The sequence below is a fragment of the Shewanella sp. HL-SH4 genome, from assembly GCF_051164845.1.
GTDB lineage: Bacteria > Pseudomonadota > Gammaproteobacteria > Enterobacterales > Shewanellaceae > Shewanella > Shewanella glacialimarina.
Map to the genome: position 1 here is coordinate 2,784,802 of NZ_CP195037.1, position 19,990 is coordinate 2,804,791.

17 protein-coding genes and 1 tRNA gene are annotated in these 19,990 nt (G+C 40.0%); 11 read left to right on the top strand and 7 right to left on the bottom strand.

Translation table 11 applies throughout. The annotated features are described in order from the left end of the window. Positions 1 to 100 precede the first annotated feature (100 nt). A complete protein-coding gene (locus ACRWQL_RS13180; RefSeq protein ID WP_434931960.1) occupies positions 101 to 712 on the top strand; it encodes a superinfection exclusion B family protein in 612 nt (203 codons plus the stop codon). Between the two features lie 157 nt (positions 713 to 869). Here ACRWQL_RS13180 and ACRWQL_RS13185 read toward each other — a convergent pair whose 3' ends face one another. Beyond that, positions 870 to 1,007 (bottom strand): DUF3149 domain-containing protein, encoded by a 138-nt coding sequence (locus ACRWQL_RS13185; RefSeq protein ID WP_434939202.1) that lies wholly within the window; start codon positions 1,005 to 1,007, stop codon positions 870 to 872. Between the two features lie 404 nt (positions 1,008 to 1,411). Between ACRWQL_RS13185 and ACRWQL_RS13190 the strand changes: the two genes are divergently transcribed. Continuing rightward, positions 1,412 to 1,496, top strand: a tRNA-Leu gene (locus ACRWQL_RS13190). A gap of 276 nt (positions 1,497 to 1,772) precedes the next feature. Then, positions 1,773 to 1,907: a hypothetical protein gene (locus ACRWQL_RS13195; RefSeq protein WP_434950424.1), complete on the top strand. Its 135-nt coding sequence runs from the start codon at positions 1,773 to 1,775 to the stop codon at positions 1,905 to 1,907. 74 nt (positions 1,908 to 1,981) lie between these two features. Here ACRWQL_RS13195 and ACRWQL_RS13200 read toward each other — a convergent pair whose 3' ends face one another. From ACRWQL_RS13200 to ACRWQL_RS13220, 5 genes are all read right to left on the bottom strand, one after another. Further along, on the bottom strand, positions 1,982 to 5,836 hold the full coding sequence (locus tag ACRWQL_RS13200; RefSeq protein WP_434950425.1) for a S8 family serine peptidase: 3,855 nt from the start codon (positions 5,834 to 5,836) through the stop codon (positions 1,982 to 1,984). Positions 5,837 to 6,072: 236 nt separating this feature from the next. Beyond that, positions 6,073 to 6,534: a transcriptional regulator AsnC gene (asnC, locus tag ACRWQL_RS13205; RefSeq protein WP_235088016.1), complete on the bottom strand. Its 462-nt coding sequence runs from the start codon at positions 6,532 to 6,534 to the stop codon at positions 6,073 to 6,075. Positions 6,535 to 6,603: 69 nt separating this feature from the next. Next, the gene (gene rluA, locus ACRWQL_RS13210; RefSeq protein ID WP_434950427.1) at positions 6,604 to 7,281 is read right to left on the bottom strand and encodes a bifunctional tRNA pseudouridine(32) synthase/23S rRNA pseudouridine(746) synthase RluA; all 678 of its coding nucleotides are present in this window, start codon (positions 7,279 to 7,281) and stop codon (positions 6,604 to 6,606) included. 86 nt (positions 7,282 to 7,367) lie between these two features. Next, on the bottom strand, positions 7,368 to 7,658 hold the full coding sequence (locus ACRWQL_RS13215; protein WP_434950429.1) for a hypothetical protein: 291 nt from the start codon (positions 7,656 to 7,658) through the stop codon (positions 7,368 to 7,370). Positions 7,659 to 7,679: 21 nt separating this feature from the next. Next, positions 7,680 to 8,102, bottom strand: coding sequence for a hypothetical protein (locus ACRWQL_RS13220; protein WP_434950431.1), 423 nt, complete (start codon positions 8,100 to 8,102; stop codon positions 7,680 to 7,682). A 237-nt stretch (positions 8,103 to 8,339) separates the two neighbouring features. Here ACRWQL_RS13220 and ACRWQL_RS13225 point away from each other — a divergent pair, with 237 nt between their 5' ends. The 3 genes from ACRWQL_RS13225 (at position 8,340) to ACRWQL_RS13235 (ending at position 12,187) form a co-directional block, all read left to right on the top strand. Continuing rightward, entirely contained in the window at positions 8,340 to 10,121 is a 1,782-nt protein-coding gene (locus tag ACRWQL_RS13225; protein ID WP_434950433.1) for a flavocytochrome c, read from the top strand. 279 nt (positions 10,122 to 10,400) lie between these two features. Continuing rightward, positions 10,401 to 11,390, top strand: a complete 990-nt coding sequence (locus tag ACRWQL_RS13230; protein ID WP_434950435.1) for a 2-hydroxyacid dehydrogenase — start codon at positions 10,401 to 10,403, stop codon at positions 11,388 to 11,390. 59 nt (positions 11,391 to 11,449) lie between these two features. Next, positions 11,450 to 12,187, top strand: coding sequence for a dienelactone hydrolase family protein (locus ACRWQL_RS13235; RefSeq protein WP_434950437.1), 738 nt, complete (start codon positions 11,450 to 11,452; stop codon positions 12,185 to 12,187). 120 nt (positions 12,188 to 12,307) lie between these two features. On the opposite strand, the gene ACRWQL_RS13240 is transcribed toward ACRWQL_RS13235, so the two are convergent. Further along, positions 12,308 to 12,847, bottom strand: coding sequence for a mechanosensitive ion channel domain-containing protein (locus tag ACRWQL_RS13240; protein WP_434950439.1), 540 nt, complete (start codon positions 12,845 to 12,847; stop codon positions 12,308 to 12,310). A gap of 123 nt (positions 12,848 to 12,970) precedes the next feature. On the opposite strand from ACRWQL_RS13240, the gene ACRWQL_RS13245 reads away from it, so the two are divergent. The 5 genes from ACRWQL_RS13245 (at position 12,971) to ACRWQL_RS13265 (ending at position 19,397) form a co-directional block, all read left to right on the top strand. Beyond that, the gene (locus ACRWQL_RS13245) at positions 12,971 to 13,714 is read left to right on the top strand and encodes a spermidine synthase (RefSeq protein WP_434950440.1); all 744 of its coding nucleotides are present in this window, start codon (positions 12,971 to 12,973) and stop codon (positions 13,712 to 13,714) included. A 224-nt stretch (positions 13,715 to 13,938) separates the two neighbouring features. After that, entirely contained in the window at positions 13,939 to 14,508 is a 570-nt protein-coding gene (ahpC, locus tag ACRWQL_RS13250) for an alkyl hydroperoxide reductase subunit C (protein ID WP_434927205.1), read from the top strand. Positions 14,509 to 14,658: 150 nt separating this feature from the next. Beyond that, entirely contained in the window at positions 14,659 to 16,224 is a 1,566-nt protein-coding gene (gene ahpF / locus ACRWQL_RS13255; RefSeq protein ID WP_434939194.1) for an alkyl hydroperoxide reductase subunit F, read from the top strand. 174 nt (positions 16,225 to 16,398) lie between these two features. Then, the gene (locus ACRWQL_RS13260; protein WP_434950442.1) at positions 16,399 to 17,484 is read left to right on the top strand and encodes a GGDEF domain-containing protein; all 1,086 of its coding nucleotides are present in this window, start codon (positions 16,399 to 16,401) and stop codon (positions 17,482 to 17,484) included. Positions 17,485 to 17,777: 293 nt separating this feature from the next. Beyond that, complete coding sequence (locus ACRWQL_RS13265; RefSeq protein WP_434950444.1) at positions 17,778 to 19,397, top strand: methyl-accepting chemotaxis protein; 1,620 nt, start codon at positions 17,778 to 17,780, stop codon at positions 19,395 to 19,397. Positions 19,398 to 19,990 lie beyond the last annotated feature (593 nt).

The window sequence follows — 19,990 nt, forward strand, 5'->3', positions numbered from 1 at the left end:
AAACTTTATTATATTGATGTTTATTAATTTACCGGCTAAAGGTGGCATTAAATTTGCTTTGAAGAAATTAGATGTTCAAATTTCTGACACTGAGGCTGTGATGAAAAAAGCGATGATTAAAGCAATTAGCTTAAGTAATGCAAAGCGTACTTTCATGAGTGCGATGTTATGGTTGGTAGTGTTATGCTTGGGGTTATTATTTGCCCCGAAAGATCTTTTGTCTCAGTTAGCCCTTGCTGAAATTGTCGCACAGTATAACTATCTGATTGGTTTAGCTTTAATCGTGGGGGCGGCATACTTTTTAAGTCAATTGGTGAGCTTTGTTGCTGATGAGTCCATACAGCATTTACGTCAAAAAAGAACAGTTGAAACTATAGAAGCTAAAGTAAAACTACTTGATCCTGCCGAAAGGGCGTTGTTGAGAGAGTTCTTTTTACAAGGTGCAACTATATTAGCATTGCCCCAAAATGAGTTGGCAGTTAAAAGTTTATTGCATACCAATATTCTCGAAGAGCTGGGTAACCAGCGCCATTATGCGATTCAAGGTCCTACAGCAGAGTATAAAATCTCCATGCCTGCGAGGATTTATTTAAACCGTGACGTGCTACGTTTACCTGCAGGAGAACCTACACAAGAAGAGTTGACTTATTTATTGAAGACCAGACCTCACTTCATCAGTGGCCTGGTACAACCTCGCAAACATGCAGCTTAATAGTCTTCATTTTTAGAGACAAGGGCGTCATCAACTCTGTTTTATAGAAGTTTGTGTAACAAGAGAGGGGCTGAATTAGCCCCTAAAATGGATCAAAATTTATAATTATCGTAAATGACTAAGAATAACGAAGAGGTATAATATTACAGTACTAATGTTAATCATCATTGCCTGGAGCAGACTTCACAATAAACATCCACATTAAGTAAGATACAATTCCCAAAGTACTAAAAATGACAATCATAGACATTAATCCAATTGGGTTTCCAAACATTAAATCTAACCAAAATGCCATGATAGCTATCCTTTTATTTGTGAAGTCCCAGTTATCATAATGCTGAAATAAAATTGCAAAACTGATCTTGATCAATGATTGACTCTATTATTAGGTATACCAGTGTGTAAATGTGATCTTTATGGCGTTTATGCGCTCTAGCTGGTAGAAATTAGCTTCTGCTCACTACAGCGAACTTTTTAAATTAGTGGTGTTTTTTACAGCTTATTTTGAGGAAGCGTTGAGAATTTAGGCAATTGTTCACTTTTGTCAGTAAAGTCAACCCAAAGGACTTGCCATTGTCATAAGCATGGGTATAATTCTGTTCACTTAATTGATACTCATTAAGTGAAGTAATACTAGAGTTTTGCAAAGATATTTTTTTAAGATTTCTTTGCAAAGCTAAATGTAGCTTAAAAGGCACTGCCCGAGTGGTGAAATCGGTAGACACGTCGGATTCAAAATCCGATTTCGAAAGAAGTGACGGTTCAAGTCCGTCCTCGGGTACCATTATTTAAAGCCCTGTTCTTAATTGAATGGGGCTTTTTTATGCTTATTTAGTGATACTTGATACAAGTACACCCCTTCCTTTAATTTTATTTCTGCTCTTACTGTACTATGAGATTATTACATCTAATTTTTAGAAAAGAATAGATAGCCGTCAAAGTCATTTAATCGAGAGTTCTATTATCTGCATTTTACCGTCAAGACTAACTCTAGAGTCTTAGCTAAGCATATCAAATAGCGGAGTATCAATTCCCTGAAGCAGAACGCATTGTGAGGCAGTTGCAACAAACTGCAGCAGAGGGGCTGACTCGTCAGTTTACAATGGTTGGCTCAAGTTTCTGGTTTAGCAAGTTTGCTGAAATAGAACAGTTTGATGCGACATCTCATGCAGATGTTTTAGATGAAGATGAATAAATTGAATTAAGCTTAACTAATAAAAACCAGTTGCCGGAGCAACTGGTTTTTGTTTTACGAGCTAAGGTTATTTATTAGTGCTTACGACGACGGAATGCCGCTAAAGGTAATAATAAAGTTGTTAACCAGCCTAAAGAACCACCATCATCATCTCTTGGTAAAGATTGAACAGTTACTTCTCCAGTATTACTTTGTAATGCTCCATCACTAGCAACAACGCTGAATGAATATGTTCCCACTTCAGAAGGAGCAAAACTAATGCTCGCCTTAGTTGGGTCAAATGCAAGAGAAGGGCCTCCTGTTTGAGTCCAGCTATATGTTAACTCTGAGCTATCTATATCAGCAGCATTTGAGTTAACTGTAACAGTTTGTCTTACAAGGCGATCAACAGCAGATGGTGCAACTGTTGGCGCATCGTTAACATTACTAACATTGAACATTACTTTAGTTGGAGTGATCTTATTACCCGCATTATCTTCAGCAGTATAAGTCAGTGTATCTGTTCCAAAGAAATCATTCTTAGGTGTATAAGTTATCTCACCCGTTGAGGTTACAACAGCTGTACCATTTGTAGGATTAACAGTAATAGCAGCATTAGATAAATCGCCTGATGCTGAAATATCAATTACACTTTGTGCTTTTGCTGTCATACCAGCACCCGATACTTGAACTCGAGCCACTTTTTGGTCGACTTTAGTATCATTCAGAAGCACATTCATTGATGCAGAACTGTCTTCAACAACCTCCAGTGTATCTGCTTGGCCAAGGTTAAACTCAGTGGTTTTTACCTTGTAAGCTAACTCGACACTACCTGCTGAAGCTGCTGAAATTTCTACATAATCATTTGCAGCTACAGTTCCACCAGTACCATTGAAGTGGTAAGTTGTACCAATCGATCCACCGATGTTTTCTGCGCCGATTGTTAGTGCCGCAGGCATTGTTGGAACTTTGAAGTAATTAAATGTCACTTCTTCAGCCGCACCGGTTTTAAACCATACGCTGAAGCTATATTGATCACCTGAAGTGTCACCATATAACTGTGCGTCATTCCATTCAACAACAACCCATTGTGAAGTACTACCATTTACGACACCAATAGACATTGCTCCGCCACCAGTATCACCAACAGATCCATCGCTTAAATCGAAATCAGACCAGAATGGGGCAACAATGTTGTTAGGAGTGCCAGAATCAGGTAGCTGCTTGTTAGCATATGTGCCAGCAGTTGCGCTGCTACCAGGGATAACAATACCATTGTCAGACATGGTAATTTGAGTATATTCTTGGCCGTTATACTTATAGGCAGGAACATTAAATACAAAGTTAGCTTCATCACAACCATCAGCACATACTGGGGTAAACGACAAACCTAAATCTGTAATATTTGGATAAGAACCCGTTCCTTTAGCTGAAACCATCTTAGGAAGTTTCATGTTACCAACCCAAGTAATTACACCTGTTTCTTCATTAACGCTCATACCATTCTGAGTCGCATCTGCCATGTTAACCATAACATCATCTTTGCTTGTCAGTTTTGTGCCTTTAGGGGCTGTAGCTGTGATGGTGGTATTACCGTTAAACATAGTGTTATTAACAACAGCCTTGATTTCAAACTCATCAGCAGTGGTAATATCTGCATCAGTTGTAAAGGTGTTGATTAAAGAAGAGTCACTAGTTTCTCTAGCAAGTACAGCTAGAGGTAGGTGTGCACCTTGTTTGCCACCATTGCTAGTTAGCATGATGTTACCAAATATCCATTCACCGTAAGTGCTGTACGAAGTGTCAACGGTCACAGTGAAAGTTGCAGAAGCGCCTGCAGCCAGTTCCAATGTCGTTGGCGAAATCATGATGCCAGCAGAGTCTGCTTTAGCAGTTAAAGCCCATGATGTTGCTTCTGCACTTTTGTTGTTAACTGTACGTGTGAAGGTACATACACCTACACATGAATCAGCAGCAATAGAAGGCTTATCGAAAGTTAACACTGCTTTAGCTGCAGCGTCTAAATCCATACGGCCAGCGCCCATAGCAAATGGTGATGCTGGCGTAACACCGTCATCATCTAAAATGCCAGCCATTGTAGCTGTAGAGGTCAATGCGGTTTTAATATCAACTGCAGACCAGTCAGGGTGTAATTGCGCCATTAAGGCTGCAGCACCAGCAACATGAGGACTAGCCATACTTGTACCAGTAATGGCATTAAAAGGTTCTCCGCCATCATCTGGAGAGAATGCAGATAAAATATTTGTTCCAGGAGCGGCTAAATCTGGTTTTAGTATATTTTCATTACCGTTCGGTCCGCGAGAGCTCGACTGGTTGATCATATCAGCAAGGCCCTGCGATACAATACGCTTAATCTCTGCAGAAATCGTACCAGAGGTAGCAGCGTCACCTAATGAGTCAACAATAGCAATACCGTCAGCTTTTGAAATCATAACAGATGGAAAAGTTTGACCTGGCATTGACATAGTAAATGGTGCGCCTGGAACGCTATTATATACTACAAGAGCTTTAGCTCCTGCGTTTATAGCGTTTTGTGCTTTTATGCTAAAGCTACAGGTACCACGAGAAATCAGTGCTATGCCGTCTTTGAAAGAATCAGCGGCAAAAGGATCACAACCATTGACATTTTCTGCATTGATATTTTTAGCCGCAATAATTGGTGCGGTAATATCTAGTTCAAAAACAGTATCCGAACCCGGGATAGCTAATAAGTCTTCGCCACCAGCATTAAATGCGTTAGCAAAAAAACGACCAGTAGTGCTGTTTGCTACAGTAATACCTGATTCGATACAAGCGGGACAACCAATAGTTTTAGCGCCATTACCGTCATTACCAGCTGCACTAACAACAACAATGCCAGCAGCTTCGGCAGCTTCGAACATTACTTTGTATGGACTGTTAGCAGGATCACCACCAGCACCGCCGCCCCATGAGTTGTTAATTACATCAGCGCCATCATTTACAGCGTGTTCTAATGCTTCCATAAGCATAATGTTAGAACCACTACCGCCAGAACAGTCTTCTTTGTTGTAAAGCGCTTTATAGGCCATTAAGTAAGCCGCTGGAGCAACACCTGAAAGGGTGACATCAACGCCTTCATAAGTTACATCAACTTTATTACCTACTGCAGTACCAGCAACGTGAGTACCATGACCACCATAACCTAGTGGGCTCATATATTCGTCAGCACAAACTGGGAATGTAGGAGCAGACCAGCGAGCTACAATGAGTTTGTTGTTACAAAAGCTGGTATCAACTGTTGAACAGTAATCATCTGTTGGAAGAGCACCTTTTGGCGCTTCAAAGCCGTCATCTGTAAACATTGGGTTTTCTGGGCGAATACCACCATCAATGATAGCAACCTTAACGCCTTTACCAGCATTTTCCATGCCGTTAACTGCATTCCACATTGCTTGGCTATTGATTATCTCATGTGAAGCATCCATTTGTGCTTCATACATTGTTTCAGGGTAAACAGACTTAACACCAGGAATTGCCATTAATGCTTCAATGGTTAGGCCCTGGCCGGCAATAGATACACCATTAAATAGTGTCTTAAACTTACGCTCTACTTTTGCATTACCGGCGACTTTAGTTAACGCGCTAGCAAAGTTGTTTTGCTCAGTAGCTAGATATGAGGCGTAGTCTTTGACTGGAGCCGATTGAATGTCAATCTTACCATCTTTAGATTCGATTGCTGTGGCTGCTAGGTTTTTAATGCCACCTTGATAAAGAGCTACTGCTGGAGAAGACAGTTCAACAATAAAGCGTTGAGGAGCTGTTATACCATTTGCTTTAACAGTAGATTTTTTATAATTGTCAGTGGATTGTAATTCTGGAGAATACTGTAAACCAGTATAATCAGTGCTTGCATAAGTAACACTTGAAATTAATGCCGCTGATATTGCGAGTGATAGTTTAGTCTTCAAAACGTCTTCCTTGTTCAAGTCACCCTCAATGTGTGTCTTAAGAATTGAATAACAATCCGTTAGATAGGTCGTGGGGTGTAATTGTAATATTTTTATAATGATTATGTTGCACTACCTAGTGCGCCGTAATCATTTTTATCACAACCGAGCAACAAATGTAATGCGGTTGGGGAAAAAATTATTGTTTTTATTATACGGAATAGCATGTTGCTTGTATTAACTTATAGCTAATTGTTCTAAGGCTTAACCGCTCTTACGATGGGGTTTTGTAGGCTAATTAAGGTTTCTGTGGACTGAATTTCGTCTATTGATTGTATACGATTAATCAGTACATGTTGTAATCCATCTATAGATTGGCACATTACCTTTACAAAAATGGAGTAATTACCCGTAGTATAATATGCCTCAACCACTTCATCTAATGCATTTAATTTTGCTATTGCGGCTGGATAATCACCGGCACTTTTCAAATTAATGCCAATAAAGCAGCAAACATCGTAACCCAATGCTTTAGGGTTAACGGTAATTTGTGCCCCTGTTATGATGCCTGCTTGTTTCATTTTTTCAACGCGGACATGAATGGTGCCAGCACTCACTGAAAACCGTTTAGCCAGTTCGGCAAATGGCGTACGTGCATCTTCCATTAATGCCGATAAAATTTGGTTGTCAAGTTGGTCGCGCTGAAATGAGCTATCCACAGTAAAATGCCTATTTTCTATTTGAATAGGCATTAATTTACGTCTTTAGTTATGTAATTACTATCAAAATTACTGTTCAGTGATTGGCTCTATAAAATTGGGTAACGAACTAAAGTGCATTGGCTGCGCCGAGTAAGGATGTTTTATAGATAACTCGGTGGCATGTAGCAGTAAGCGTGGTGCCAAACTTTTTGCTAATGGGTCTGCATAGAAACCGTCTCCAAGAATAGGATGACCTAATGCCATCATATGCACACGGAGTTGGTGTGAACGGCCAGTAATAGGGGTCAATTTTACTAGGGTTGAACGCTTAGCGTAGCTGATAATGTCAATCAGTGTTTCAGAGGGCTTTCCCACCAAATGGTCGACCTTTTGTTTGGGACGGTTAGGCCAGTCACAAATTAATGGCAGCGATACACGGTTCACTGATGGCTTCATATGGCCTGCTACACGGGCAAAGTATACTTTGTGGGTTTCTCGATCTCTAAACTGACGTTTTAATTCTCGTTCAGCATTTTTTCGTAAGGCTAAGACGATAATCCCTGATGTCGCCATATCTAAACGGTGAACGATTTGTGCATTAGGATAATCACGTAATACGCGAGAAAAAACACTGTCATGGTATTGCGCTTCTCTGCCTGGAACCGACAGCAAGCCAGACGGTTTATTGATCACAATAATATCTTTATCTTGATGGATTATATCCAACCAAGGTTCAGTTGCTGGTTGGTAGATAAAGTCTGCCATGGTGTGTCTCTGTAGCGGGAGGTATGAAAGGATGGCAAAGATACTGATCCACCTTATAAGATGCAAGTGGATCATAAAAAGCTAACTTAAGAAAAAGCTTCGCCATTGACCAGCATAATGGTAAATGTCCACACCACAAATGCTAATGGAATATGCACTAGCGCATAAAAACATTGATCTAATCGACTCATCCCCTTTGCGAGCCAAATTAAATAACCATGAAATAAAATAACAAATGGAAACAACGTTATTAGGGGGTAAAGTGCAAATGGACTCGCATCGGCAAAGATACTGTGACTCAGTAAAGCCCAAAACACCATAAAAGTGGTTGTTAGTGGGGGCGTCGCAGTGCGATATTGTTCTGGATAGGGGAGCATCCTGTGTCCTTTGATGAGAGACTAACCTTTAATCTCTTTTTTACCATGGATAACCTTGCGATGCACTATTGAATAATGACGCAGACCAGCAGGACCATGTGACACCAGCACCGAAAGTAATACTAAAAGAGTAATAATTTCTACCTGCCAATCAGTTAGTGGCATCAACAAAAATAATAATCCAACCTTGGTAAGCGTCAGCACCCCTTTTAATTGAATCAGCCAGTGCCAATCTCTGATAATTTCCCATGTTATCAGCAAAATCCCTGTTGTCAGGGTGATTATCCAGTAAGGCAACCATAAACTTTTATCAACGTGCAGTAATATGCCGCCACCAGCACCAACAACACCAATAATATGTAACGCCCTAAGGCCCGTTTTGGTTAATCGTTCAAACCAAAAGCGTGTTTCGGAAAGCCGTTGCTGTTTTGCATGTTTGCTCATTAAAGCTTCTTATCATCGGTTGATTCTAATCATATTAACAACCCCAAAGTTAATTAGCAGAAATCAGCTTATTTTTTGAGAGGTAAATCAATATCTGACTATGTTAAACAATGCGCTGACACGCAAATATATCCATAGATTGAATGAGGTTATTGATGTGTGACCTTGCTAGCAGTGTACCTCTTTAGAGGGTGGTATGTTAGTTGTACGATTAATGCCGCAAGGCAGGGGGATATAATGCTAACACACACAACAAAATCACTATTAGCGTTACTGGTTTCGGGTGCGTTAAGTTCAGCTGCATATGCAGCACCAGAAAACTTAGCCGATTTTCATGCTGAAATGGGGAGTTGTGATACTTGTCACGTTAATAAAAAAGGGCCAACTGACGACAACTTAACCTATGAAAATGCCCAATGTACCAGTTGTCACGGCACTCTAAAGGAAGTTGCCGAAACAGAGCGAGAAGGTATTGTTTCACCACATCAATCACATTTAATTGGCGATGTTAGCTGTACCAGCTGTCACTCTGGGCATGAAAAGTCAGTCACTTACTGTGACTCTTGCCATAGCTTTGAATATCAAATGCCATTTTCGGGGAAATGGCAGCGTGAGTTTGTGCCAGTTAATGCCGACAAAACAGCACAAGATCAAGCGATTGCTAAAGGCGCAAAAGAAACGACCGATGTGGTTATTATTGGTTCAGGTGGTGCGGGTTTAGCGGCGGCCGTTGCTGCACGTAATCATGGTGCTAAAGTTATTTTATTAGAAAAAGAACCAGTGGCTGGCGGTAATACAAAATTAGCCGCAGGGGGCATGAATGCGGCTGAAACCAAAGCACAAGCAACACTGAAAATTGAAGATAAAAAACAAGTTATGATCGATGACACCATGAAGGGGGGCGGTAATCTTAATGATCCTGCATTGGTAAAAGTGTTAGCGAATAATTCATCTGATTCCGTTGACTGGTTGACAGCATTAGGTGCAGATTTAACTGATGTTGGCCGTATGGGAGGCGCGAGTGTTAATCGTAGTCATCGTCCCACTGGTGGTGCAGGCGTTGGCGCACATGTGGCACAAGTACTTTGGGATGCTGCAATAAGCCGTGATACTGATATTAGGCTTAATAGTCGTGTTGTGCGCATTATTGAAGATGCATCCGGCAAAGTCACCGGTGTCTTAGTTAAAGGTGCATACACAGGTTATTACGTGATAAATGCAGACTCGGTTGTTATTGCAACAGGTGGCTTTGCTAAAAATAATGAACGTGTGGCTAAGTATGACCCTAGCTTAAAAGGCTTTAAATCTACTAACCATGCTGGTGCTACTGGCGATGGATTAGATGTTGCTGAGTTAGCAGGCGCTGCAACCAAAGATCTTCAATACGTACAAGCGCATCCAACTTACTCACCTGTGGGTGGCGTTATGGTGACTGAAGCAGTCCGTGGTAATGGTGCAATTTTAGTTAACCGTGATGGTAAACGTTTCGTTAATGAGCTAACCACACGTGACAAAGCATCGGCTGCTATTTTAAATCAAAAAGGTGCCAGTGCTTACTTAGTATTTGATGACTCAGTGCGTAAAAGTTTGAGTAAAATAGAAGGTTATATTCACTTACATATAGTTAATGAAGGCAAAGATTTAAACGAGCTTGCTAAAAAACTCAACATGCCTGACGCAGAGTTAACCAAAACATTAGCTGATTACAATGGAATAGTTAAAGCGGGCAAAGATACTCAATTTGAACGTCAAGACTTACCTCGAGAATTAGCATCTGCTCCTTATTATGCTATCGAAGTGGCGCCAGCTGTGCACCACACCATGGGTGGGGTGGTTATTGATACTGAAACCGAAGTAAAAGGCGTCAGTGGTAAAAATATTCCTGGGATGTTTGCTGCTGGAGAAATTACTGGTGGGGTGCATGGTACCAACAGACTCGGCGGTAATGCGATTTCAGATATTGTCACTTTTGGTCGTATTGCCGGAGAGCAAGCAGCAAAATACGCTAAAGAGCATTAAGATAAGCCGTTATTTGTTTTGCAATTGGCGATTTACATTCTCAGCGAGCCCTTCCTCAGGCTCGCTTTTTTGTTGTTATGGCCCGCCATAAATAGGGCGAAACTACTCACATTTTCGATTTTTGTAGCGACTTATTAACGACAACAATGCGTCATTCACATACACTGGATGCAAAATTGAGTTTGCTGACAAACTGGCTGGTAGACCTAACGCGCTTTTAACTAAGAGTGAGTCTAGAAATACAGCAGTATTGTTAAGCCTTTAGCTGTAGGACATATTATGAGAATTGGTTTTTTTAGTGCTAAAACATATGATATTCATCACTTTAATCGCACAAATAAAGAGTTTGGTGCACAAATTGAATATTTTGATTATCGACTTTGCATGCAAAATGCCAAACTGGCAGAAGGCTTTCAAGTTGTTTGTGCTTTTGTTAACGACTCATTGTGTGAAGAAGTATTAGTTGAGTTAGCCAAAGGTGGCACAAAAGTCATTGCGATGCGCTGTGCAGGCTTTAACAATGTTGATTTGGTTGCGGCAAAGCGTTTGGGAATCCAAGTTGTTAACGTCCCTGCTTACTCGCCTGAATCTGTCGCTGAGCACAGCGTTGCGTTAATGCTAACCCTTAATCGTAAAATTCATAAAGCGTATCAACGTACACGTGATGCTAATTTTGCCCTAACAGGGTTAGTTGGTTTTAACATGTTTGGTAAAACTGTTGGTGTTATTGGTACCGGTAAAATTGGTCTAGCGACCATTAAAATACTCCAAGGTTTTGGTTGTAAAGTTTTGGCATATGATCCCTATCCTAACCCCGCGGTTACTGATTTAGGGGTTGAATATGTCAGTTTGGATGAGATTTATCCGGTATGCGACATCATCAGTCTACATTGCCCTTTAACTGCGGATAATCATCATTTATTGTGTCAAAGCAGTTTTCATAAAATGAAAAAAGGGGTGATGGTCATTAACACCAGCCGTGGCGGTTTACTCAATGCGATAGATGCAATGGAAGCCTTAAAAGAAGGTCAGCTTGGATCATTAGGGCTAGATGTTTATGAAAATGAGAAAGGATTATTTTTTGAAGATAAATCCAGTGAAATAATCCAAGACGATGTTTTTCGCCGCTTATCGGCGTGTCACAATGTTATCTTCACTGGGCATCAAGCCTTTTTAACCGAAGAAGCCTTAAACGCGATAGCCTTAACCACTTTGAATAATGTTAAAGCGCTGCTAGCAGGTGACAAATCTGGCAACGAGCTCTGTTAACAGAGACTCATTATTGATAGATTGGCGTCTTATGGCGCCAATTTTTTGCAAGAGGCATTATGATTATTTCAACCCAAGTACATGATATTACCACGCCTACAGGCACAATGCGCACCACGGTATTTCGCCCTGATCAAGCAGGGCAGTTTGCGAGTGTGATTTTTTATTCTGAAATTTTTCAGTTAACTGCGCCAATAGCGCGTACCGCAGCCATCATGGCGGGGCATGGTTTTGTCGTGTTGGTGCCTGAAGTCTTTCATGAACTTAATCCTATAGGGACAGTATTGGCTTATGATGATGCAGGCAAAGATAAAGGCAACCAAGATAAGTTTGCCAAACCGCTTGAGCACCATGACAGTGATACCCAGGCATTAATTGATTTTGCACGTTCGCAAACCTATTGCAGTGATAAAGTTGGCACAATGGGTGTATGTATTGGCGGTCACTTAGCGTTTCGTGCTGCATTGAATCCTGATATTAGGGGCGCATTTTGTTTATATGCAACCGATATTCATTCTAATACGTTACCGTGCAAGCCTGATAATGATTCGCTTACCCGTGCGAGTGATATTAAAGGTGAGTTGGTGATGGTGTTTGGCAAGCAAGACCCACATGTTTCAAGTGAAGGGCGTAAAGCTATTTATCATCAGTTAGAGCAAGTAAACGCTAATTTTAGTTGGTTAGAAGTGAATGCTCAACACGCCTTTATGCGCGATGAAGGCGAGCGTTACGACCCCGCATTAGCTATGCAAATGTATTTGCAAGCGGTGGCTTTTTTTCAGCGAACCTTGAATTAAACTTCTCTGTTTTAATGGTGTTATTATCAAAAATCACTCGAAAGCGTAAAATTGACACTATGATAGACAACAAAAAGGCGCTTCAGGCGCCTTTTACGTTTTACAATTGAGGTTAGTTTATTATAACCGTTTGGGAATAACCCGTTTAGCGGTGATTTTTTGTTTGGTCGGTGCCTCATTCGCTAGCTTAATCACCCCTTTTTGGAGCATCAAACTATTTGGGTAAGTCATTACATCACCTGAGTCGCGTTTAAGCAGAATATGAAATAAGGATATTTCGACGATTACTCCAGACATATCTTCATCTTTTTCAACAATTTTGATCCGATCGCCAATGCGGTACGGAAACACAAAAAAGATCAATACGCCTGCGGTAATGTTACTCAAAATAGACCATTGAGCAAACAGGGCCACACCTAATACAGCGAATGCTGATGAGACGAATAATGACACTTCTTGGTAGCCTAAACCCAATGAAATGGCAATAACGGACAAGGTAACAAAAAACATAAAATATGAAATCAGTCTCGTCACCAATCGGCTACGCACTTCACTAACCTGTTTTTTAATGGCTTGAATTTTAATCCACTTTTTTAACTGATTTTGGGCAATGATAAACACCGCTAAATACAGCAACACCATCATAGTTTGATTCAACATAACACGTCCTAAATAATACAATCTCAATATGCAGTTGTGATCAGTTATAATACGGCTTTTCAAGCAATTTGGCTTGTTGATTAATTTAAAGTTAATTTATTTTAAATTTAAAGATGGAATGATATGTCTGATTATAAAGTGTTACACACAAGTGCCGATGAGTTTGGTGACATATTTGTGCTTGATGATGGCCACTTTAGGGTCTTATCATTTGGTGATAATGATGAACAAAGTAAAATGGATAAAACAGAGCCTTTTGTCCCTCAGCATACCTATGTGCAAGCTATGTTATGCGCATTAATGGCAAAGCAGCCTAAAAGTGTGGTGATTTTAGGATTAGGTGGTGGCGCATTAGTGCACGCTTTACGTCATTACGATGCGGCGATTAAAATCACTGCCGTAGAGTTAAGGGAGCAGGTTATTCACGCCGCTAAACGATTTTTTCAATTACCCGTAGGCAAAAAGCTGACTGTCGTGCATCAAAACGCGAATCATTTTCTAAAGGCTGGTGATTTTAAGAAATGCGATATGTTGTTTGTCGATATTTACAGTGAAAAGGGAGTTGACCCAACACTACTATCCGCTGAGTTTACCGAGCATTGTTACTTAGGGCTTAAAGCCGACGGGATATTGGTACTTAACTGCTGGAAAGAACACCGTAACAACACCACATTACTCAGCCACTTACATATGCACTTTAGTCATATTCATGCGTGTTTAACTGGCGGGGGCAACTGGGTTGTTTTTGCTACAAATCAAAGTCAGGGGCTTGCTGCAATGAGTAATAAAGCCAACCAGCAAACTTTATCCCAAGCATTAGATATTAATATACCTAGGGTGCTAACCCGTTTTGAGCCTTGGCAGTAATCGCTATTTTTAAACATTCTGCTATTCAATATAATAAATCGATAACGGATTATGGTTCAGTTGTAAAATCGATTAGGATGATAGATTTTATCCGTTATACATAATTAACCTGTCAGCGTATTCTAACTCCATCGAAACAGGGCGCAGTTTTAAAGCAAGATTAAATTAAAACTAAGTCCACATTAAAAAACCTTACTAAGTTAATTAATACAATGGAGTTAATCATGACACAATCAATTATCAACAGCACTATCAAGCCATTCAAAGCCACAGCATTTCACAACGGCGCATTCGTTGAAGTGACAGAGCAAGACTTATTAGGCAAGTGGTCTGTAGTGTTTTTCTACCCAGCTGACTTCACCTTCGTATGTCCTACAGAATTAGGTGATATGGCTGACCATTATGAAAAGCTTCAATCAATGGGCGTAGAGGTTTACTCAGTATCAACTGACACTCACTTTACTCACAAAGCATGGCACTCAAGTTCAGACACTATAGGTAAAATCACCTATCCAATGATTGGTGACCCAACGGGTACTATTACTCGCAACTTTGGTGTGATGATTGAAGAAGATGGTTTAGCGCTGCGTGGTACTTTCGTTATTAACCCAGAAGGCCAAGTTAAAGTAGCTGAAATACACGACCTAGGTATTGGCCGTAGTGCATCTGAATTACTGCGTAAAATTCAAGCTGCTCAGTATGTTGCTAGTCACGATGGTGAAGTATGTCCAGCTAAATGGCAGCCAGGTGAAGAAACGTTGGCGCCATCAATCGACCTAGTCGGTAAGATTTAAGGCTAACTGCTAACGCGAAATAGATGACTCGTTAGATAGTATATCCAGCCAGTTAATGCCCCTGCATTAACTGGCAATCTCCAGCCTTGCACTCTTTTATTTTTTCCAATCTTTGTTTCCCTTAGACAAATATCATTCTTAGGAGTTGTTATGTTAGATACCAACGTAAAAAATCAACTGAAAACTTATCTTCAGAATCTTAAACATCCAGTTGAGTTAGTGGTATCAACTGATGACTCAAAAAAATCAGCTGAGCTTAAAAGCTTAGTACAAGACATAGTCGATAGCTCTGCACTGGTTAGCAGTATTGAAGCTACAGGACTACGCAGTCCAAGCATGACAGTGATTAACCCTGAATTAACTACCAGCATTACCTTTGCAGGCTTGCCTATGGGTCACGAATTCACTTCTCTGGTATTAGCTTTATTACACAGCGGCGGTCACCCAATTAAGCTAGACGCTGACACTATTGAGCAAATTCGTTCTTTGCCAGGTGAATACCATTTTGAGACTTATGTGTCATTAAGCTGCCAGACATGTCCTGAGGTTATTCAAGCACTGAATATGATGGCGGCAATTAACCCAAATATTACCAATGTGATGATTGATGGCGCGTTATTTCAACAAGAAGTTGAGCAGCGCAATATCATGTCGGTGCCATCAGTTTACTTAAATGGTGAGTCATTTTCTGTAGGCGCTATCAGCGTTGTAGAAGTATTAAATAAGCTAGATAAAAATGCGGGCAGTCGCAAAGCGGAGCAATTAAACCAAAAGTCAGCATTTGATATGTTAGTTGTCGGCGGCGGTCCAGCAGGTGCTTCTGCAGCAATATATTCTGCCCGTAAAGGCTTGGTTACTGGAATAGTGGCTGAAAAATTTGGCGGCCAAGTTGCGGAAACTGTCGGTATTGAAAACTTTATCTCAGTTTCTAAAACAGAAGGACCAAAACTGGTCGCAAACCTTGAAAATCACGTTAAGGATTATGATGTCGATGTGATGGAAAACCAGAAGGTAGTTAAGTTGGCATCAAACGGTTTATTCGATGTTGAACTGGCTAATGGCGCTATATTACAGAGCAAAACAGTGTTACTGGCAACTGGCGCAAGATGGCGCGAAATGAATGTACCAGGTGAAAAAGAATACCGTGGTAAAGGTGTTGCTTATTGTCCACATTGTGACGGGCCATTATTTAAAGGTAAACGTGTAGCTGTAATTGGTGGTGGTAACTCAGGTATTGAAGCAGCCATTGACTTAGCGAACATTGTTGAACATGTCACTGTGCTTGAGTTTGACAGTATTTTACGTGCAGATGAAGTGTTGCAACGTAAAGCAAAATCTATGGGTAATATTACTATTATTACCCAAGCACAAACGACCAAAGTGAATGGTGATGGCAGTCGTGTTACTGGACTAACCTATACAAACCGTCAAACAGGTGACAGCCATGAGGTGACTCTAGCGGGTATTTTTGTACAGATTGGTTTGGTGCCTAATACGGAGTGGTTAAAAGGCATTGTAGATTTAACACCACGCGGTGAAATTATCGTTGATGCACGTGGTCAAACATCGATACCTGGTGTGTTTGCCGCAGGTGATGTGACTAATATTCCCTATAAGCAAATTATTATTGCTATGGGCAGCGGTGCAACCGCCTCGTTAGGTGCATTCGATTATTTGATCCGTCACTCTGATAATGCAGCAGAGCAAGCTGCATAATTAACTCGACTTGATTATTGGATTAGACTTGAGCAGAGTGTTTTTGAGTTTTCCAATTTAGTATCTTATTCAAGCCAGCATTTTTGCTGGCTTTTTATTTTGAGGACTCACTTTGTCTATTTGGACTTGAGCAATTACACTTACCTTAACCAAATAATAAGAGCATGCATCAAAATGACCTTTGAGCAGCAACTGCACAATGAAACACAGCTTTATTTAAAGAAAAGCTTTATTGGCCTAAAGCTACTTTCGCTTGGTTTATTGCTGTTAGTGTTAATAAATCGGCCTTGGTATATTTATGGTGAAATACCGCTAACGAACATGCTGTTATCTATGCTGCCCTTAATGCTAAGCTTGTTTCTTACTGATACTATTGCGAGTAAATTACTGCCTAAAAAAATTAACTCTTCATATTTTTCATTTATATTCTTGTTTCTCAGTTGGCTTATTTTTACCACTTCACTGTTAATTTATTCTGCCAGCTTTATTGGCGCGGCTATCACGATTACTGATATGTTGGTGCTGGCATTTGGCATATCACTTTTTCCTAATCGAGCAATGTTCTTTAGTATAATTGCTATTTTATCAGCTTATCACCTCAGTATTAATGTGTTGTATGTGACCTCAGAACTGTGGTTTTCAGGTATTCGCTTATTGTGCTTTGTGGTGATAGTTTTTGCCGGACATCATGTTACAGAAACATGGTTTAAACGGGCGATACAAAAAGATATTGATAACCAAAGATTAATCAAAGAGCTAGAAGAGTTGGCTATTAACGACGGACTAACCCAAATCGCTAATAGACGTCATTTTGATGATGTCATTAATAAAGAAATTGCCAACAGTGAACGAACTAAGCAGCCACTGGCAATAATCTTAATTGACATCGATTATTTTAAAAAACTTAATGATAGTTTGGGGCATCAACAAGGTGATAAATGTTTAATTAGCTTTGCTAATATGCTTAAAAATATCGTTAATCGTCCGCGTGATCTTTGTGCAAGATATGGTGGGGAAGAATTTATATTATTGCTTGCTGAAACAGATCTTGCTGGCGCGATTATCGTGGCGGAAAAAGTCAAACAGCAACTTGAGCAATTAGCTATTTTACACCCTGACTCCAGTGTGAGTGATAAGGTCACTGTGTCGCAGGGTATTGCTGTTCTACTGCCCGGTATGTCTGCAGATGAATTATGCCATTTAGCTGATGAAAAACTTTATCAAGTAAAACGCACGTCTCGAAATCATTTTGCCTATTAAATTAGCTCATTTTAACATAATGAAAGCTTTCAATTATTTAGTTTAGTTTATGCTTGCACAGCCGATAAACAAAGATGATGATAATCAATAGGACTAAAGATAGATTTGTTATAATTTTTTACACCAATTAAGGCATCTGTTGACTATGATTACAGATATCGATCTTTTTTAGGTTAAGTAAAAACAAAAATAAGCGTCACAGCCTCTCACGGATCGAGATATGTTAAAAATTTTAGCTCTGTGAAATCTTTAATAAGATTCACCATATGTCGATAATCGCTTGGGGGCGAAGTATGAATTGGTTTAATAACATGTCCATTTTTAAAAAAGTGGGATTAATATTCGTATTGTCTGTGGTCATATTTACTGTCAACTTAGCAATTAGTATAGTGGCAATAAATAAAAACCAAGACACCATGAACTTTATGCAGAGTAAGGTCAGCGAGCGTGTTGAACTTGCCAATCAAAACGTTATCTTTGTCCAGAGATTAGATGAGTTATATACACAATCGGTTTCTTTTGCTGACGAAGATTTATTGGCTAATGCCACTAAGGTGTTCAAATCCTTAGATTCAAATCTCAACAAACTCAGTACAATAGATGGTAATCAGTCACAAGCGTTATCATCATTATCTCGCTCACTTGAACAATATAATGAAATGACATCTAAATTGGCTCGGGGCATGCTTGATGGCAGTATAGATATGAGTCAAGTTGGTCAAATTAGCGTCAAGAAGTCAGAAATATTTGACACGCTGACTCGGGGGATTAATCAATATAAAATCGATAAAGTCGATGAGTTTTCATCAACCCTTGCTGAAGCCAGTAATCGTTCCGAGCAAAGCTTATATCTCACCTTAGGTATTGGTATTGCCCTATTAATTATCATGGCTATTGCCACCATATCTATTGCTCGTTCAATCAGCAGTTCTGCCAGTGACGTGGCAAGTTCGTTAGGTGAGCTAGCAGACGGTAAAGGTAACTTACGTCATCAATTAAAAGTGATTGGTACCGATGAGCTTGGTCAGGTATCCAGTAACTTTAACCGTTTCTTACGCTTGTTAGCTGATTCAATTCAAGGCGTTGTGAGTGTAACCAATCCATTATTGGACAGTGCTAAATCTTTGAAAGAAAGAATGTCCTTAGCGACCAAAGCAACTCAGCAGCAAAGCCAAGATGCGCGCAATGTACAAGTTTCGATGGAAGAGATGCGTCATTCTGTCAATAATATATCACTTAGTGCGCAACAAGCTGCAGAAGCCGCGCAAGAAGCAGAGCGTGAAGCGACAGCAGGTTTAGTGGTAGTCGAGCGTACAATTAATATTTCCCAAGACTTAAATAAAGGTATCGAGCTAGCCTCTAACTCTATTAATGAATTAGCTAAAGATACTGAAAGTGTCGGTTCTATTTTAAACGTGATCACCTCGATAGCGGAGCAAACTAACTTATTAGCACTGAATGCCGCAATTGAAGCCGCACGTGCGGGTGAACAAGGTAGGGGCTTTGCTGTTGTGGCTGATGAAGTGCGCGCGTTAGCATCTAAAACGGCCGATGCAACCAAAGAAATTCGTGAAGTCTTAGACAGATTAAAAGGTGCTGCGGTGTCATCTGTTTCGACTATGGATGCGGCAATTACCAAATCATCAGACAATGAGCGTTATGCCAAAGATACTGGTGATGTACTTAAATCTATTCAATCCAAAATTGTCAGCATTAATAGCATGAATACCCATATTGCATCAGCGACTGAACAACAATCAGTTGTGGCTGAACAAGTGGGCGGAAATGTCATTGAAATGAATGAATCATTTGAGAACACCTTAAATATCTTAGGTGAAGTACATAATATTTCTCAAGGATTAGATGATTTTGCTGTGCAACTTAAAAATGCAACCTCACAATTTAAGTTATAAATATTAGTCCTTATTAAATGATAGCTGAGTTGATATAGTGTAAAAAAATGGCGCTCAAGTGAGCGCCATTTTCGTGTATTGCCGTTAGTAATTTCTATTGTTCAATTTTATCTTGTTGAGCTTTATTTAGCTTCACTTCAGCTTGTTTCACTTCAGCTTGTTTCACTTCAGCTTGTTTCACTTCAGCTTGTTTCACTTCAGCTTGTTTCACTTCAGCTTGTTTCACTTCAGCTTGTTTCACTTGAGCTTGTTTCACTTCAGCTTGTTTCACTTCAGCTTGTTTCACTTGAGCTTGTTTCACTTGAGCTTGTTTCACTTCAGCTTGTTTCACTTGAGCTTGTTTCACTTCAACTTGTTCCACTTCAGCTGGTTTCACTTCAGCTGGTTTCACTTCAGCTTGTTTCACTTCAGCTTGTTTCACTTCAGCTTGTTTCACTTCAGCTTGTTTCACTTCAGCTTGCTTCACTTCAGCTGGTTTCACTTCAGCTGGTTTCACTTCAGCTTGTTCAACTTCAGCTTGTTCCACTTCAGCTTGTTCCACTTCAGTTTGTTCAACTTTAGCTTGTTTCACTTCAGTTAGTTCAACTTCAGCT

Coding starts and splice junctions, on each gene's coding strand:
- ACRWQL_RS13230 (WP_434950435.1), top strand. CDS start 10,401: ATGAGAATTGGTTTTTTTAGTGCTAAAACATATGATATTCATCACTTT.
- ACRWQL_RS13185 (WP_434939202.1), bottom strand. CDS start 1,007: ATGGCATTTTGGTTAGATTTAATGTTTGGAAACCCAATTGGATTAATG.
- ACRWQL_RS13180 (WP_434931960.1), top strand. CDS start 101: ATGAAAAAAGCGATGATTAAAGCAATTAGCTTAAGTAATGCAAAGCGT.
- ACRWQL_RS13240 (WP_434950439.1), bottom strand. CDS start 12,847: ATGTTGAATCAAACTATGATGGTGTTGCTGTATTTAGCGGTGTTTATC.
- ACRWQL_RS13260 (WP_434950442.1), top strand. CDS start 16,399: ATGACCTTTGAGCAGCAACTGCACAATGAAACACAGCTTTATTTAAAG.
- ACRWQL_RS13245 (WP_434950440.1), top strand. CDS start 12,971: ATGTCTGATTATAAAGTGTTACACACAAGTGCCGATGAGTTTGGTGAC.
- ahpC (WP_434927205.1), top strand. CDS start 13,939: ATGACACAATCAATTATCAACAGCACTATCAAGCCATTCAAAGCCACA.
- ACRWQL_RS13225 (WP_434950433.1), top strand. CDS start 8,340: ATGCTAACACACACAACAAAATCACTATTAGCGTTACTGGTTTCGGGT.
- ACRWQL_RS13265 (WP_434950444.1), top strand. CDS start 17,778: ATGAATTGGTTTAATAACATGTCCATTTTTAAAAAAGTGGGATTAATA.
- ACRWQL_RS13235 (WP_434950437.1), top strand. CDS start 11,450: ATGATTATTTCAACCCAAGTACATGATATTACCACGCCTACAGGCACA.
- ACRWQL_RS13215 (WP_434950429.1), bottom strand. CDS start 7,658: ATGCTCCCCTATCCAGAACAATATCGCACTGCGACGCCCCCACTAACA.
- ahpF (WP_434939194.1), top strand. CDS start 14,659: ATGTTAGATACCAACGTAAAAAATCAACTGAAAACTTATCTTCAGAAT.
- ACRWQL_RS13220 (WP_434950431.1), bottom strand. CDS start 8,102: ATGAGCAAACATGCAAAACAGCAACGGCTTTCCGAAACACGCTTTTGG.
- rluA (WP_434950427.1), bottom strand. CDS start 7,281: ATGGCAGACTTTATCTACCAACCAGCAACTGAACCTTGGTTGGATATA.